The following is a 16951-nucleotide window of genomic DNA, read 5'->3' as shown; positions in this document are numbered from 1 at the left end:
GTGACGTACCCCCAGGCGTCTCTCCCGCCCCTGAATGTGTCCAGTGCAACCAGCGAAAGTACAGGTGCGCCCGGTGGGCCGCAACATCCACGCGCTTTACGGTACAGGCGAAATGGCTCGGGCACGATGGGTATCATATCGTCAAAGTACGGGACCGCCCAGAATGAGAGCTTTCGAGCCTGCAATTGCTGCCAAGATTGTTTTCAGGGGCTCATCGAGTGAGGAGGCCGTGGATTGGATATGCGCTCGGAGCGCAGTGACGGCACCAAACGGCTCGCTGGAATAGAAGGCCGTACAGGCCCGTTTGTGTCGTAGCTGACCTGCCCCCACTAAGGCGTGAGTCCAGCAATGTTATCAGGGAAAACGTCTCGAAAGCGCGCATAATATAACACACCACAATTATCGACAATGAAATTCATTTTTCGGAAACGCATCACCATGCAAATTGAATATCCATTGACACATCAACAAAATATAATAATGGAAATAAGTTATATATATTAAATTACATTCAAAATTAATCGATATTAAATTTTATTAATGTATAATTTTATTAAATTACCTGGTTTATATTTATATATAACCTTCCAGAATGCTGGCAGATCGCATGCAGAAAGGATGCCACTTGACTGCCCCCGCTTGAGCGGGGGCATCACTGTCTGCCATTGATGGAAAACCTATGCCTTCTTCTGGCCCACAAGTAAGTATTTCGGATTCAATCGACAAAATACCGCATCAACAAAAGCTAAATAAGGGATATGATATAAAATAATTATAAATTAATAATAAAATTCCGCACGCCTCTATGCATTTCATTTAATATTAAATAAATATATTTTTGATGAATTTTTATTGTTGCCATCTTTATTGAGATTGTTACATTGAATGAATATTTAAGCTTTGAAAAATTTTAACGATCCGCAATTATGACCTTCTCGTAAGTTATTTTTGCAAAATAATTTTATTATCAAGGAGATCAGGGATGAAACTCAGCGTCGCATGCATGCAGCGCGGCCAGGCGCGTCTATCTCCGGTTTTGGCATCCGCCGGGGTTTCAATTTCCGCACTTCTCCTGGTCTTTGCCGCGACGCCCGCGTCCGCGCAGATGACATTCTGCAACACCGATGCCTGCAAGACGATCCAGACGAATGACGAAGTGCAGGCCGTTTCCGCCTTCGGCACCTACCTGGGCAGTGCGGAGGGCCGCGCGCTCCTTCAGGCGAACGCCGCGGTCACCACGCAGATCTACACGACCTCCACCCCGGAAAAGCGGTTGCTCGCCGCCAAGAACGTCGATGGCGACATCACCGCCCATTTGTGGAGCATGGTCGACACCCCCATCAGCGGGCAGATGGCCGCGTGGGGAGAGACCGGCACGCTGCCCAACACCATTGCCGGTGACCTCTGGAACACGGGCTCCCTGCTCCGTTCCGGCCGGGTGAAAGACTTTTACGCGGCGCAGAAGGTTTACGCCACCGCATATGGGGCCGGCCATGACGTCGGCAATCCGCGGCCCTTCATCGGGCTGGCGGCCATCAGCAGCCAGCCCTGGACGACGGCCGGCACCTCCGCCGCCGCGGTCCACATCCAGCAGGCGGAAGAATGGGCCAGGAACACGACCGAGGCCTCGTTCGCCAGCGGCCATTCCATGCGCGGCTTCATGACCGCGTTCTATTACGCCATGCAACTGCCCACCTATGCGCAGGACATGGTGGTCGCGGGGCAGCAATATGGCCTCAGCCGCAACATCATCGGCATGCATTACGGGCTGGACGTGATCGGTGGGCGCGTCGTCGCCTTGCAAACGCTCGCCCGCGCGATGGCGGACGATCCCAACTATTCGGCCAATTACACGGCCGCTTTCGAAGCCAACCGCAAGGCGCTGGTGGGGGCGCTCGGCGCCGGCGCCGTTTCGCCGGTCTACGCCGCCTGCGGCGCGGATCTGGAAGCATGCATCAGGAGCGGCGCGGTGCCCTCCGCCGCCGACTACCGCGCGGAGCGGAACGAATCGACGCATTATTTGACCTATGGCCTGCCCTCCGTGGGCGACACCACGCTGGCGCCGGTGGTGCCGGAGAATGCCGAACTGCTGTTCCGGTCGCGGTTTCCTTACCTGTCCGATGCGCAGATCCGTGACGTGCTGGCCAGCACGTCTCTCCCCTCGGGCGTTCCGCTCGACAACGGCTCGGGATGGGCGCGGCTCAACCCCTACGCGGCGAACGGCGGCTATGGCCGCCTCGACAGCACCGTCACGGTGACGCTGGATGCGTCGAAGGGCGGCCTGCATGCCTTCGATTTGTGGAACAACGATATTTCCGGCCCCGGCGGCCTCGTCAAAAAGGGAACGGGCACGCTTCTTCTTGCCGGCGACAACAGCTATACAGGCGGCACCCGCGTCGATGCAGGTACGCTGGGCCTCACCGGCACCCTGACGGGCGATCTGCACATCGCGTCCGGCGCCGCCTTCCTCAGCGCGGGCGGTTACACGGTCGCGCGGGACGCCGTGCTCACCAACGCCGGCACCTTCACCTCCGTCAACGCCACGCTGCGCAATCTCGGCGCCTTCACCAATACCGGCCTCGTGCGGAGCAACGTGAACAATGCCGGCCGTCTTGTCGGCGCCGGCCGCATCGCCGGCAACCTGCATAACGCGGGAACACTCCAGCCGGGCCTCGGCACCTTGACCGTGATCGGAAACGCCGTTTTCGCAGGAACGTCCGTGTATACGGCGGAAACCGGAGCGGCCGGCGTCGGCAGCCGGATTGCCGTGGGCGGCAGCGCCGCCCTCGACGGCACCCTGACAGTGACGAGAGCCGGCGGCGGCAGCGTGGAACTGGGCAGCTATGAAGTGCTGACCGCGGCAGGAGGGATCACCGGCGCGTTCCACACGGTGACCGCGCCCGCTCCCTTCGTATCGGCCTCGGCAACGGTGTCGGGCCGGGGGGTCGTCGTGTCGGTGGCGCCGGATGCCGCGGCGCTGTCCACCGCCGGCGGTTCGCCGAACGCCAACGCCGTCGGCCTTGCCATCGCCTACCTGCCTTACTCGCACCCGGTGCTTCAGTCCGTCGTCACCCTGGACAGGGCTTCGGCGCCGCGTACGTTGGCCAGCCTCGCCGGCGACATCCATGCCACGACGGCGTCGGTGCTCGCCAATCAGTCAGCCAGCCTGCGGCAAGCGATTCTCGGCCGACTGCACATCAATAATCATGGCGCAGGGACGCCTGCCGCAGGACAGTTCACAGCCAGGGGCGAGGGTTACGGAAACTGGGCCTCGACGAACCGCAGCGCCGCGTCGGCCTCGGTCAGCAGCTCGACCGCCGGCTTCCTCGCCGGTTATGATGGCGAGTTGTCGCCCGGTTGGCGGGTCGGTATCGTCGGCGGCTTCAACCGGACGAGCTTCTCGCTCCGCAACACATCGGGTTCCGGCGACAGCGACAACTACGATCTCGGCCTCTATGGCGCCAACCGCTTCGGCGCCATCGGCCTGCGTTACGCCGGCAGCTACACGTGGCATGACGTCTCGACCTCCCGCGTCACGTTCCTGCCGGGGCTTGCAAACAGCCTGTCGGCCAGCCGCAGCGGCGGCACCGGCCAGCTCTTCGGCGAACTCGGCTACAAGCTGAACGCCGGAGGCGCCGAGCTGGAGCCCTTCGCCGGTCTGGCCTACGTTCGGCTCCGGCTCGACGGCTTCACGGAAACGGGCGGCGTCACCGCGCTCACCGCAGCCAGCCGGACGCAGGACAATCTGAAGACGACGCTCGGCCTGCGCGCCAACCGCACCTTCACGGCCGGCGAAGCCACGTTCACGGTGCGCGGCAGCCTGGCGTGGCAGCATGCTTTCGGCACGGTCACCCCGCGGCTTGCCGAACGGTTCGCCTTCACCAACTCGCCGACGTTCCTTATCACCGGCGCACCTATCGCCCGCGATACCGCACTGGTGGATGTCAGCGCCGATTGGCTGATCGACGCGAACACCCGTCTCGGCATCATCTACGCCGGCCAGCTTGCCGCCAAAAGCCGGAGCAATGCCGTTCAGGGCCGCTTCTCGGTCAACTTCTGAAGATCGCCAAGTGGATACAGATCGCCAAGCGGATACAGGTCTGCGCGAAGACAACGCGTCAAATCAATCAACGACAACATTTTCCGGTCCGGCCGGACCGGAAAATGTCCGGCAGTTCTTTCATATGAACGAATTATGGTCGATCAGGACTCCCGGTTAAGAGGAGAAGTCCGCGAGCGACAGCATCGGCCGGTTGCACGGTCGCTCACGGACAGAACGGCACGATCATCCGGGGTCAGGGCACGCCGTCCCCCTACGTTGCCGGAGCGGGGGCCGGGAGCACGCCGACCAGTTGCCTCAGGTCGTCCTCGACAAGCGTTTCCTTTTCCAGCAATCGCTGAGCCGAAGTGTCGAGCACTGCGCGCCGTTCTGGATAGCTTACCCTTACCTCCATTGTGGAAAACTGTTAATCATAGAACACAGCACTGCTAGACTCTGAACGTTATGAGAACATAATATGATCTCATTGGAACGGATGGAGGGTATAACGATGTATAAGGCTGTGATTGTTGATATGGTCGAGCTGGCGTCGCTGTTGCTGTTCGTCGCCCTGGTCGGCGTCGTCGCGGTAGCAGGCGGATCGGCGTAACCAATTTTGGAGAAAACACGGGGAGAAAACGCGGAATGTCGTTCCGTGTTTTCTCATGCCGGGAATCGTGCGACGGAAGCGGTGGGTGTGTTGTCGATGCCGTATGGGCAGGGAGGTCATTATGGATGGGTTGATCGAGAAAGTCGGCTTCGTTCATCTCCACGTTCATTCCTCCTATTCCTTGCTTGAGGGGGCTTTGCCCATCAAGACCTTGGCCAAGCTTGCCAAGGCGGATGGAATGCCGGCGCTGGCGTTGACCGACACCAATAATCTTTTCGGCGCGCTGGAGTTTTCCGAGGCCATGCATCAGGCTGGAATCCAGCCGATTGCCGGCCTGCAAATGGCGGTGCGTTTCGAGGCTGTGGAGCCTAATGCCCGGCAGGTTCAGCGCCATTTTCCACACATTGTGCTGCTCGCTGCCGACGGGGATGGCTATAGCAACCTGATGGCGCTTTCCAGCAAGGCATTCCTTCGCAATGAGCCTGGCCTCGGCGCTTATGGCGCGCATGTCGATCTTGAAACGCTCGCGGCTCATTCGGCGGGTGTCATCGCGTTGACCGGCGGCCCCGGAGGGCCGCTCGATACCGCGCTGGCCGGCGGGCGGCCAGAGCTTGCGGCGACGCGTTTCGACCACCTGATCGGGATGTTTGGCGACCGTCTGTATGTGGAATTGCAACGCCATAATGCCCCCGAGGAGGCGCTGACCGAGCCGGAGCTGCTGCGGCTCGCGTATCGTCATGGCATCCCTCTCGTGGCGACGAACGAGCCGTATTTTGCGGCATCCGATGATTATGAGGCGCATGACGCTTTGCTCGCGATCGCCGATGGACGACTGGTGTCTGACGATCAACGGCGTAAGCTTGCTGCCTCTCACACCTTTCGCTCGCGCGCCGAGATGGTCAAGTTGTTCTCGGATATTCCGGAAGCGGTGCAATCGACTGTCGAGATCGCCATGCGGTGTGGTTTCCGCGTGCCGACGCGCAAGCCGATACTTCCGCATTTTACGGAAGATGCCGAGTCCGCCACGCATCAGGTTGATGATCTGCCGGAAGACAGCGAGGCGCGTGTGTTGCGCGCGCAGGCATTTGAAGGTCTGGCCCAGCGGCTTGCAGCGCATGGACCGGCAGAAGGCCTTGTCGAGGAGGATTACCACAAGCGCCTGGACTACGAGCTTGGCGTTATCGAAAGAATGAAGTTCCCCGGCTACTTTCTGATCGTGGCGGACTTCATCAAATGGGCCAAGGCGCGTAGCATCCCGGTGGGGCCGGGGCGCGGTTCGGGCGCGGGATCTCTCGTTGCCTATTCGCTGACCATCACGGATCTCGATCCCCTGCGTTTCGGTCTTCTGTTCGAGCGCTTTCTCAATCCAGATCGCGTGTCGATGCCTGACTTCGACATCGACTTTTGTCAGGAGCGGCGAGAAGAGGTCATTGGTTACGTCCAGCAGCGCTACGGCGAAGAAATGGTGGCGCAGATCATCACGTTCGGTACCTTGCAGGCGCGCGGTGTGATGCGCGACGTGGGGCGTGTGTTGGAAATGCCTTACGGGCAGGTGGACAAGCTGACGAAGCTGGTTCCCCAGAACCCGGCCAATCCCGTGACACTGGCGCGCGCCATCGAGGACGAGCCCAAATTGCAGGCCGCTGCGGAGGAGGAGCCCGTCGTCGCCCGCATGTTGGCCATTGCCCGCAAGCTGGAAGGGCTCCACCGCCATGCATCGACACACGCTGCCGGTGTGGTGATCGGCGACAGGCCGCTTGAACAACTCGTGCCGCTTTATCGCGATCCGCGTTCAAACATGCGCGTCACCCAGTTCAATATGAAGTGGGTCGAAAAGGCGGGTCTGGTAAAGTTCGATTTTCTAGGTCTGAAGACTTTGACCGTTCTCAAGATAGCGGTCGATCACATCCATGCCCGCCAACCGGATTTCGATCTGGCCCGCATCCCGCTGGATGATCGGTTGACGTTCGAGCAAATGGGCCGCGGCGAGACGGTAGGTGTGTTCCAGGTTGAAAGTGCCGGCATGCGCAAGGCGCTGGTCGACATGCGGCCGGACCGCCTTGAGGATCTGATCGCACTCGTGGCGCTCTACCGGCCCGGACCCATGGCCAACATCCCCGTTTACTGCGACCGCAAGAACGGGCGCGGTGAGCCCGAGAAAACCTGGTACCTGCATGAAGCATTGGCGCCGATTCTTCGCGAGACGTTCGGCATTATCATCTATCAGGAGCAGGTGATGCAGGTGGCGCAGACGCTCTCCGGGTATTCGCTCGGAGAAGCTGACCTGCTGCGCCGCGCCATGGGCAAGAAGATCAAGGCGGAAATGGATGCCCAGCGCGCCCGATTTGTGGAGGGCGCTGTTGCCAATGGCCTTGCGCGGCAACTGGCTGATGAAATTTTCGACCTGCTCGCCAAGTTTGCCGATTACGGCTTCAACAAGAGCCATGCGGCCGCCTATGCCTTGATCGCGTATCAGACAGGGTATCTCAAGGCGAACTTCCCAGTGGAGTTCCTCGCCGCGTCGATGACGCTGGATATGGACAACACCGACAAGCTGTCGGAATTCAGGCGTGAGGCGCAACGCCTTGGGATCCGCGTGGACCCGCCTTCGGTGCAACGATCAGGTGTGCGCTTCGACGTCGTGTATGAAGATGGGCAGGGTGTCATCCGTTACGCTCTCGCCGCGGTGAAGGGTGTCGGTGAACAAGCCGTCGCGTCGATTGTGGAGGCGCGCAAGAACGGCCCCTTCAAGGATCTTGGCGACTTTGCCCGGAGGATCAATCCCAGACTGGTCAATCGGCGTATGTTGGAAGCTTTGGTGTCGGCCGGCGCTCTGGATGAAATCGAAGTGGACAGGGCGAGGGCATTCGCCGCTATCGACGCTATTCTCGCGCTGGCGAATCAAACTGCGCAGGCCGAAGCTGCGGGGCAGGGCGACATCTTCGGTCTGGCATTCACGCCCGACCCTTTGCGAATTCCCGAATATGATCCTTGGCTAACATCTGAAAGGCTGCAGCGTGAGTATGATGCGGTCGGTTTTTTCCTGTCTGGCCATCCGCTGGATGAATACGGTCCGCTTCTCGACAAACTGAACGTCCAACGGTGGGCCGATTTCGCTCGTGGCGTCCGGCGCGGCGAAAGCATGGGCCAACTCGCCGCGACGGTTCTGGATCGCACAGAACGAAGAACGCGCAGCGGGTCGAAAATGGGCATCATCAGTCTGTCCGACCAAAGCGGGCATTTTGAGGCCATCTTGTTTTCCGAGGCGCTGGCGCAATATCGCGATCTGCTTGAGCCGGGGCAGGCCGTCATGCTCCTGATCCAGGCGTCGAGCGACGGCGAGGATGTGCGTGCGCGCATCCAGCGTGTCGAGCCGCTGGATTTCGCCGTCGCCCGCCATCAGAAAGGTATGCGCATCACGATCAACAATCAGCGCCCGATCGATATGATCGCCCGCCAGCTTGCCCAGCATGGCGAGGGTCTGGTTTCGATCATTGTCGATATTGAAGGCCGTCAGGTGGTCGAGATCGAGTTACCCGGTCGCTTCGCCACATCACCGCAAATTGCGGGGGCACTGCGCGGCCTGCCAGGCGTCGTGGAAGTTGAATTGCGATGATGGGCTATATAACGCCCGTCAAATTTCGGCGCGGGGCGAGGTCTGCCGGCAGGCTGATTTGGTCTTGCAATTATTGTTTACGGGTACTATAACGCGCGCCATTCCACACGCGGGGCGGGCTTATTTGGCTTCCGGTGGCCGGGTTGTCCGGCCGGAGCCCCGCGGAGGCTTGAACCGGAGAGATCTGAATTATGGCACTTCCTGAATTGTCCATGCGCGAGCTGCTCGAAGCCGGCGCCCACTTTGGTCACCAGTCCCACCGCTGGAACCCGAAGATGGAGCCTTATATCTTCGGCGTGCGCAGCAACATCCACATCATTGATCTGGCGCAGACGGTCCCCGCGCTGCATCGCGCCCTGCAGGCCGTTTCCGACACCGTTGCTGCTGGCGGTCGCGTGCTTTTCGTCGGCACGAAGCGTCAGGCTGCGGATTCGGTTGCGGATGCTGCACGCCGCTCGGCCCAGTACTTCGTCAACTCCCGTTGGCTCGGCGGCACGCTGACGAACTGGAAGACGATTTCCGGCTCCATCCAGCGCCTGCGCAAGGTCGACGAGACCCTCGCCGGCGGCGCGGTTGGCCTGACCAAGAAAGAGCGTCTGCTGCTGCTGCGTGAGCGCGAAAAGCTTGAGCGTGCGCTTGGCGGTATCAAGGACATGGGCGGCACGCCTGATCTGCTGTTCGTCATCGACACCAACAAGGAGCAGCTTGCAATCAAGGAAGCCCAGCGTCTGGGTATTCCCGTGGCCGCTATTGTCGATACCAACAGCGATCCGGATGGCATCACATTCCCCGTTCCCGCGAACGATGATGCAGGTCGTGCGATCAAGCTGTACTGCGACCTCGTCGCTCGTGCTGCGATCGACGGCATTTCCCGTGGACAGGGCGATCTTGGCTTCGATATCGGTGCATCCGATGAGCCGTTCGCAGAGGATCTGTCGGGTGAGGGCGCTGTTGAAGCGGCTCTTGAGCGTCTGGTTGCTCCGCGTGGCGTTCCCGACGAGCTTTCCGCACTGACCGGAATCGGTCCGGAGCTGGAAAAGAAGCTCAATGAAGCCGGTGTTTTCCACTTCTGGCAGCTTGCAGCTCTGACTCCTGCGGACGTTGCTGCTCTTGATGCCGAGCTTAAGCTTGCAGGACGTATCGAGCGCGATGGCTGGATCGACCAGTCCCGTGCTCGTCTGGAAGAAGTCGCAATCTGAGCGTATACCGGTTCCAGCTGGAACACGGCGAGTTAAGGCGTTTACCGGTTGGCCCGGCTCCTCTTTCGGGGATGCCGGGCCTCCCCTGTCCGTAACATGAGGATTACCATGGCGAACATCACCGCTGCTCTTGTGAAGGAGCTCCGTGAAAAATCCGGCGCCGGCATGCTGGACTGCAAGAATGCGCTGACCGAGACCGATGGCGACATCGAGGCGGCAATTGACTGGCTCCGCAAGAAGGGGCTCGCTCGCGCAGCCAAGAAATCCAGCCGCGTTGCTGCCGAGGGCCTGGTCGCTCTGGCAATCGACGGTAATAAGGGTATCGCCGTTGAGCTGAACTCCGAGACGGATTTCGTATCCCGCAACGAGCAGTTCCAGTCGCTGGCAAAGACCGTGGCTGATGTGGCTCTGCGCACCGGCGATAACGTGGACGAGATCAAGGGCGCTGCTTATCCTGATGGCGGCACGGTTGAGGAAACCATCACCAGCGCTATTGCGACGATCGGCGAAAACATCGCGCTTCGTCGTGCCCAGGGCATTTCGGTGGGTGAAGGCGTTGTTGCCGGTTATATCCACAATGCTGCCGGCGATAACCTTGGCCGCATCGGCGTGCTGGTGGCGCTTGAGTCGACCGGTAACAAGGACGAGCTGACGGCTCTGGCTCGCCAGATTGCGATGCATGTTGCAGCGACCAATCCGGTTGCTCTCGACGCTTCGGGTGTTCCCGAGGATGTCGTGGCACGCGAAAAAGCGATCCTGCTGGAGAAGAATGCCGGCAAGCCCGAGCATGTTCTCGAGAAGATCGCGGAAAATGGTCTGAAGAGCTATTACAAGGAAGTGACCCTTGTCGAGCAGCCCTTCATCCATGATTCGTCGAAGTCTGTTGCCCAGGCTGTGAAGGAGTCGGAAGGCAAGGTTGGTGGTCCGATCCGCTTGGCCGGCTACGTTCGCTTCGCGCTTGGCGATGGCATTGAAAAAGAGGAAACGGACTTCGCCAGTGAAGTGGCGGCGGCGGCCGGTACGGCCTGATCCATCCTCCCGGCGGCGCCAAGGCGCCGCCTTTTTTATGAGATCATTGTCGGTAGCGATAGCGACGTCGCTTCAAACGCTTTGGGAGGCTTGCGATGCGGTTTAAACGGGTGCTGGTCAAGTTGTCGGGTGAGGCTTTGGCAGGTCCGGAAAAGGCTGGTCTGCACGGAGAAACGCTGATGGCGATTGCATCCGATATTGCCGCTGCCGCCAATGCCGGGCATGAGTTGGCCATCGTTGTCGGCGGAGGCAATTTTTTCCGTGGCGTTCAAGGGTTGGGCAAGGGTCTTGACCGCGCGTCAGCCGATTCGATCGGGATGCTGGGTACGGTGATGAACGCACTGGCCCTGGAGCACGCTATCGATGCGGCGGGTGTGCCGGCGCGTGCCATGTCTGCGGTATCCATGCCGGCGCTTTGCGAAAGCTATGCACGTAAGCGTGCGCTTGATCATATGGCGCATGGCAAGGTCGTGGTCATCGGCGGTGGCACCGGCAATCCGTATTTTACGACTGATACCGGAGCGGCTTTGCGTGCTGCAGAACTATCTTGCCACGCGCTTCTCAAGGGTACGAATGTCGACGGTGTTTATACGGCGGACCCCAAGTCTGATCCGGATGCGCTGCGATACGACCACCTGACGCATGACGAGGCCATTACACAAAATCTCAAGGTGATGGACACGACGGCTTTTGCGCTGGCGCGAGAGGCGGGATTGACGGTCGTGGTATTTTCCGTCTTGGATGCTGGCGCAATCGGTTCGGTGCTGGCCGGCACGGGGCGTGCGACCTTCGTTACACCCTGATGATGTCGGCCACTGTTGAACCTGTGTGGACGACGTGACAGAATCAATGTCTTGCTTCGATGGAATCAGGGCAAAATCGGTTTTTAGATAAAAGGTACAGGCAATGGCTGGAAGCTTCGACCTCGACGATATCAAGCGGCGCATGCAGGGGGCGGTGAACGCGCTGCGGCATGATCTTTCCAGCCTGCGCACGGGCCGCGCATCGCCGAGCATTCTGGATCCCATTCAGGTCGAAGCTTACGGCACACCGACACCCATCAGCCAGGTTGCTACCGTGAGTGTGCCCGAGCCGCGCCTTCTGAGCGTGCAGGTGTGGGATCGCGGTGTTGTCGCCTCGGTGGAAAAGGCTATCCGTGAGTCGGACCTTGGCCTCAATCCCCAGACCGAAGGGCAGGTCATTCGTTTGCGCATTCCCGAGATGAATGAGCAGCGCCGCAAGGAACTCGTCAAGGTGGCGAGCAAATATGGCGAAGAGGCACGTGTCGCCGTCAGGCATGTGCGCCGGGATGGTCTGGATACGCTTAAAAAGCTCGAAAAGGATGGGCTTAGCGAGGACGAATCCGCGAGACACGCCGACCAGGTGCAAAAAGCCACAGATCAAACCATTGCTGAGATCGATCAGACGGTCGCCATCAAGGAGAAAGAGATTCTTCAAGTTTGAGTCGTCTGGTGTTGAATTTAGCTGATGAAAGGCGATTTATGTTCATTTTCAGCCGAAGGTTGAGTGCATATTTCGTCGGGCTGTAACGATCGAAGTGTCCCGCAGAATTATGATAGGGCTGTATAAAACGCTTCGAGCGTCAGCAGCTTTTGCGTTTTGCGGGAGACGTTTTGCGAAAAATGTCCTTAAATTTTTGGAATGGTATCTGAAAGCCGATAGCCGGACGAAGCTGGTGGCGCATTGTCAGGCGTGCATGTAGAATGCGCGTATCATGGAGACTGTCGATTGACTATTTTACCCCGCCTTTTGGGGAGAACCGATGCGGCGACGAAACCAACAGCGACGGCGGAGACAGGTTCTACCGCTTTTAGAGACAAGTCCGCCGTACAGAAAACGACAGAGTCTTGCGCGTCAGTGGCCGCATCGGCCGAAACTGGTGCCACCGATATAAAAAGCGTCCCGGCGCATGTCGCTATTATCATGGACGGCAATGGACGCTGGGCGAATGCGCGTGGACTGCCGCGTGTCAAAGGGCATCATCGAGGCGTGGAGGCAGTTCGGCGGACTGTGAAGGCAGCGTCCGATCTTGGCATCCGTTATTTGACGATCTACAGTTTTTCATCCGAAAATTGGCGTCGGCCAGCAGCGGAAGTTGCCGAGTTGATGGGGCTTCTGAAGCTTTTCATCCGCCGTGATCTCGGAGACCTTATTCGCAACGGCGTGCGCGTCCGCATTATCGGCGACAGGGAAGGGTTGCCTGTCGACATAGCCGCCCTGCTTGATGAAGCGGAAGAGCGCACCGCTGCCAATGAGGGGCTAACGCTGACTGTGGCCTTCAATTATGGTGGCCGGGACGAAATCATGCGTGCGGCTCGCACGCTGGCGCACAAGGCTGTTGCTGGCGAGATCGATCCAGAGGCCATCACAGAAGAGATTCTTTGCGCTCACCTTGATACTGCTGATTTCCCGGATCCGGATTTGCTGATACGCACATCCGGAGAACAGCGGCTGTCGAACTTTCTGCTGTGGCAGGCAGCTTACGCCGAACTGGTGTTTCTGCCGATCTATTGGCCTGACTTCGATCGGTCGGCGCTGGAGGCTGCCATCGAGGAGTTTCGCCACAGGGAGCGCCGGTTTGGCAGCCTGGGCGCGGCGGCGCAAGGGCGAACAGGTTGATATGCCGGCATGATCAACGTCAAACGGCAGCCAACGGGCTCACTTTGTTTCATGGCAGTTTCCATGGCAGTTTCTATGCAACTTGCATCGATCCTGAGTCGAAAGGATCTTGCCATGGAACCTGCAAACTGCCTGGTTCCCTGTGGTAACGGTGAGTTCTCGTGAAGCTGCCGTCCTTATCGGAAAACCCATTGACCCGTTACATCAGATGGTCCGAGTTGCAAAAGCGTGTGGCATCCGCATTGCTGCTAGCGATTGCGGCGGTGGCGGCAACAGGTTTTGGCGGGATCTCTTTTGCCTTGATGTGGGCGGTGGCGAGCTTCTGCGTCGTGGTGGAATGGTTGGTGTTGATAGCGCCAAAAACAGAAGTGGATGCTGCCCCGACTTCTCTGAATAGCCGTCGTATTTTGTTGTTCCGTATTCTCGCGGCTTTCGGCATTGCGGGACTGCCCGTTTTTCTGTCTCTTGGCAGTGTTGGCGCCTTTGTCGTCAGTGTGTTCATTGCATTGATCGGCTGTACGGGGTGGGTGTTTGTCGCCAGTGGTACGGGAGCGCAGGATGAGGCATGGTCGCACCAGTTCGGGCGGCGGATTGCCGTCTGGGTCCTTGCCGGTTTGCTGTGTGGCGTTCTGATTGGCATTGTTCCTCTTCTGGCGCGCTCCGTGCCGGTAATTGGCATTGCGCTCGTCGCGTGGATGTTTGCCGTTGTATGGACAACCGACATAGCGGCTTTCTTCTCCGGACGCGCCATCGGCGGTCCGAAACTGTGGCCACGAGTCAGCCCCAACAAAACGTGGGCCGGTTTTTGGGGCGGGGCTGCCGGAGGCTGTATCGCCGGGTGGATTGTCTGGTTGATCGCTGAAGCGCTGACGGGGGCTTCGCTGCTATCTGCGGTTCCGGTGCTGGCTATTTCTTTTGCGGCATCGATTGTTGGACAGGCTGGAGATCTGGCCGAATCGGCTTTCAAGCGACGGGCAGGTGTCAAGGATTCGGGGCAACTGATTCCCGGTCACGGGGGAGTTCTTGATCGGGTCGACAGCTTTATGGCTGTCTGCCTCCTTGTTGCCCTGGGACTAGCGGTTGGTTTTCCAACTATCCATTAGCCATGTTTCAGAAAACTTCTGTTCTTGCAAACTGCCTTCCCTGGGAAATGCTTTGAAAGCCGCTATGAAAACGCGAGTCGTCATACTGGGAGCGACAGGCTCCGTTGGCAAATCGGTGGCGAGTGTCATTGCCGAGCATCGGGAATTGTTTCAGGTCGAAGCTGTCGTAGGTGGCTCTGATCCTGTTTCTCTGGCTGCCATGGCGTGTCATTTGGGGGCCGGCTTCGCCGCGATAGCCGACGCATCGCAGGCGGACGCTCTAAGATGCGCGCTCGTGGATGTGGGGTATGCCATCGACAGCGGCGCGGGTTCGTCAGCAATCAACGAGGCTGTCGATCGCGACTGCGATCTTGTGGTGGCGGCGATCGCAGGCGTTGCGGGGCTGCGCCCGACTTACCGGGCGATTCGGCGGGGGCGAAAAATCGCCCTTGCGAATAAAGAGACGCTGGTTTCCGCAGGCGCTGTTTTCATGCGCGAGGCCGCAGCGCAAGGTGTCGAGATTCTGCCGCTTGATTCCGAGCATAACGCGTTGTGGCAAGCCTTGGCAGGGGCGCCGGGCGATGACGTCGAGAGCATGGTGCTGACTGCATCGGGCGGCCCGTTCCTCAATTGGTCCGCGCAAGCCATTGCGGCGGCGATTCCCGAACAGGCGCTCAAACATCCCAATTACAGTATGGGCGCGAAAATCTCGATCGACTCCGCGACGATGATGAACAAGGGCCTTGAGGTTATCGAGGCCCATTATTTGTTCGGCGTAGACCACACGCGCCTGAAGGTTCTGGTCCATCCGCAGCAGATCGTTCATGGGCTGGTCAACTTCTGCGACGGGTCTGTTGTAGCGGGCCTTGCGGCGCCCGATATGCGAATTCCCGCCGCTCATTGTCTGGGAGTTGGCTGCAAGGCGGATCAAAGAGATGAATCTGTACGAGGTAGCCGGCTGCGCACAACACTGCCGCGCCTCGACCTTGCAACCATAGGCCGGCTCGACTTCATTCATCCCGACACAGGGCGCTTCCCGGCGTTGGCGCTGGCTCTTGAAGCGCTGGCAGAGGGGGGCAGTATGCCGACGGTACTCAACGCGGCCAATGAAGTTGCCGTTTCAGCTTTTCTGAGACGACATATAGGCTTCAACGAAATCGCCAGTCTCGTCCGTGCTGCTTGTGAGGCTTTTGCGAAAGCGGCCAATATGGCCCCCGAGAGCATTGATCACGCCATGGAAATCGATAGCCTTTCCAGAGAGTGGATGCACAAGCGTCTGACGCTCGCTGATTTTGAGGCGACATGATACACATTTGAGCAAAGCTATCTGCGGGCAAGGGATAATATGCGCGCGGAGATAGCTCCGTTGTCTGAAGAGGGCGTTCGGACTGATTGAAGGCAAGTGGCTGCATAGACGGTGACCGGCGGGGCGCAAGGAAGGTTTGAGGATGGATTTGTTTGGCGGGTTGCTGGGGCTCGGAGGAGCGGTCACGGGCCTTGCGTCGACGCTGGTGGCGTTTCTGTTCGTGCTGACGCTTGTGGTTTTCGTGCATGAATATGGGCATTTCATTGTCGCCCGCTGGTGTGGCGTGAAGGTCAAGGTGTTTTCGATCGGCTTCGGCAAGGAGTTGTTCGGTTGGTATGATCGTCAGGGAACCCGGTGGCGGTTCTCGGCGATTCCCCTTGGCGGTTACGTCAAGTTCGAGGGCGATGCCAACGCCGCGAGCGTGCCGGATTACGATGCCGTGAAAAGCATGACGGCGGCCGAGCGAGAAGGCAGCATTTTCCATAAAAGTGTGGGACAGCGTGCGGCTATTGTTGCAGCCGGCCCTGCGGCCAATTTCCTCATGGCAATCGTCGTTTTCAGTGCCATGGCTTACTTCAACGGCAGACAAATTCTGCTGCCGCGAATCGAAACCATCCAGCCAGCCAGCGCGGCCGAGAAAGCGGGCTTTCAGACCGGCGATCTGGTAATTTCAATCGACGGCCGCACAATCGACAGCTTTACCGATATGCAGCGAATCGTCAGCATGAACGCTGGTGAGACGCTCAACATCGTCGTGGATCGCGGCGGCGTGCAGGTGGAACTCCAGGCTTCTCCCGAGTTGCGCGAAGTGACATCCCCGCTTGGTTCTCACCGTGTTGGCGTTCTGGGCGTTCAGGCTTCTGGAGACAGGTCGAGCTGGCGCACTGAGTCGTATTCATTGCCCGGGGCATTGCAGGCGGGCGCTGGCGAAACATGGCAGGTGGTGGCGCAGACCTACCACTATCTTGGGCGTCTGTTCACCGGCAAGGAGACGACCGATCAACTCTCCGGGCCCATACGAATCGCTGAAGTTTCGGGGCAGGTCGCACGCCTTGGCGGGTTGACCGGGCTGCTCAGTCTCGCGGCGCTGCTGTCCGTCTCTATCGGATTGGTTAACCTCATTCCCATTCCCATGCTGGATGGCGGACATCTCCTGTTCTATGCTATAGAAGCCATACGCGGAAAACCTCTCAGCGAACGGGCGCAGGAATTCGGTTTCAAGATCGGGCTTGCGTTTGTTCTCATGATGATGTTGCTCGTGACATGGAATGATCTGGCGCATATCGGTGGCAGGTTGAGTGTCGGTCAGTGACCTTGGCACTTTCTGCCCCTCGGGCGTGACCAGAACGCAACGGCGGCTGGGGAAATGTCGTTTCATGCCGCATAGGGCGTTTTCAGTCAGGCTTTTTGGCGCTAGAAGCATGTACTTA

10 protein-coding genes are annotated in these 16951 nt (G+C 59.1%); all 10 read left to right on the top strand.

Annotation, left to right across the window (positions count from 1 at the left end):
• The first annotated feature begins 982 nt into the window (after window positions 1-982).
• The 10 genes from FHS81_RS09890 (at window position 983) to rseP (ending at window position 16833) form a co-directional block, all read left to right on the top strand.
• Entirely contained in the window at window positions 983-4060 is a 3078-nt protein-coding gene (locus FHS81_RS09890) for an autotransporter domain-containing protein (protein WP_183752480.1), read from the top strand.
• Window positions 4061-4770: 710 nt separating this feature from the next.
• Window positions 4771-8265 carry a DNA polymerase III subunit alpha gene (gene dnaE / locus FHS81_RS09885; protein WP_183752479.1) on the top strand — a complete coding sequence of 1165 codons (3495 nt, stop codon included), beginning with the start codon at window positions 4771-4773 and terminating at the stop codon, window positions 8263-8265.
• 191 nt (window positions 8266-8456) lie between these two features.
• Window positions 8457-9464: a 30S ribosomal protein S2 gene (locus tag FHS81_RS09880; RefSeq protein ID WP_183752478.1), complete on the top strand. Its 1008-nt coding sequence runs from the start codon at window positions 8457-8459 to the stop codon at window positions 9462-9464.
• A gap of 108 nt (window positions 9465-9572) precedes the next feature.
• The gene (gene tsf / locus FHS81_RS09875; RefSeq protein ID WP_183752477.1) at window positions 9573-10493 is read left to right on the top strand and encodes a translation elongation factor Ts; all 921 of its coding nucleotides are present in this window, start codon (window positions 9573-9575) and stop codon (window positions 10491-10493) included.
• A 95-nt stretch (window positions 10494-10588) separates the two neighbouring features.
• Complete coding sequence (gene pyrH, locus FHS81_RS09870; protein WP_183752476.1) at window positions 10589-11296, top strand: UMP kinase; 708 nt, start codon at window positions 10589-10591, stop codon at window positions 11294-11296.
• A 103-nt stretch (window positions 11297-11399) separates the two neighbouring features.
• Window positions 11400-11957 (top strand): ribosome recycling factor, encoded by a 558-nt coding sequence (frr, locus tag FHS81_RS09865; protein ID WP_183752474.1) that lies wholly within the window; start codon window positions 11400-11402, stop codon window positions 11955-11957.
• 414 nt (window positions 11958-12371) lie between these two features.
• Entirely contained in the window at window positions 12372-13133 is a 762-nt protein-coding gene (locus tag FHS81_RS09860) for an isoprenyl transferase (protein WP_183752472.1), read from the top strand.
• Window positions 13134-13324: 191 nt separating this feature from the next.
• The gene (locus FHS81_RS09855; RefSeq protein WP_183752471.1) at window positions 13325-14236 is read left to right on the top strand and encodes a phosphatidate cytidylyltransferase; all 912 of its coding nucleotides are present in this window, start codon (window positions 13325-13327) and stop codon (window positions 14234-14236) included.
• A complete protein-coding gene (gene dxr / locus FHS81_RS09850) occupies window positions 14214-15521 on the top strand; it encodes a 1-deoxy-D-xylulose-5-phosphate reductoisomerase (protein ID WP_343052466.1) in 1308 nt (435 codons plus the stop codon). Before FHS81_RS09855 ends, dxr begins: the two co-directional genes overlap by 23 nt.
• A gap of 142 nt (window positions 15522-15663) precedes the next feature.
• Window positions 15664-16833, top strand: a complete 1170-nt coding sequence (gene rseP, locus FHS81_RS09845; protein ID WP_183752469.1) for an RIP metalloprotease RseP — start codon at window positions 15664-15666, stop codon at window positions 16831-16833.
• Window positions 16834-16951 lie beyond the last annotated feature (118 nt).

Source organism: Pseudochelatococcus contaminans (assembly GCF_014195635.1).
In the GTDB taxonomy this organism is placed as follows: Bacteria; Pseudomonadota; Alphaproteobacteria; order Rhizobiales; family Beijerinckiaceae; genus Pseudochelatococcus; species Pseudochelatococcus contaminans.
Note: the sequence above shows the minus strand (reverse complement) of the source record. Positions and strands in the feature narration are given on the sequence as shown.

Bases quoted from the DNA above. Each gene is read 5' to 3' on its own strand.
- FHS81_RS09890 (WP_183752480.1), top strand. From the start codon at position 983: ATGAAACTCAGCGTCGCATGCATGCAGCGCGGCCAGGCGCGTCTATCT.
- dnaE (WP_183752479.1), top strand. From the start codon at position 4,771: ATGGATGGGTTGATCGAGAAAGTCGGCTTCGTTCATCTCCACGTTCAT.
- FHS81_RS09880 (WP_183752478.1), top strand. From the start codon at position 8,457: ATGGCACTTCCTGAATTGTCCATGCGCGAGCTGCTCGAAGCCGGCGCC.
- tsf (WP_183752477.1), top strand. From the start codon at position 9,573: ATGGCGAACATCACCGCTGCTCTTGTGAAGGAGCTCCGTGAAAAATCC.
- pyrH (WP_183752476.1), top strand. From the start codon at position 10,589: ATGCGGTTTAAACGGGTGCTGGTCAAGTTGTCGGGTGAGGCTTTGGCA.
- frr (WP_183752474.1), top strand. From the start codon at position 11,400: ATGGCTGGAAGCTTCGACCTCGACGATATCAAGCGGCGCATGCAGGGG.
- rseP (WP_183752469.1), top strand. From the start codon at position 15,664: ATGGATTTGTTTGGCGGGTTGCTGGGGCTCGGAGGAGCGGTCACGGGC.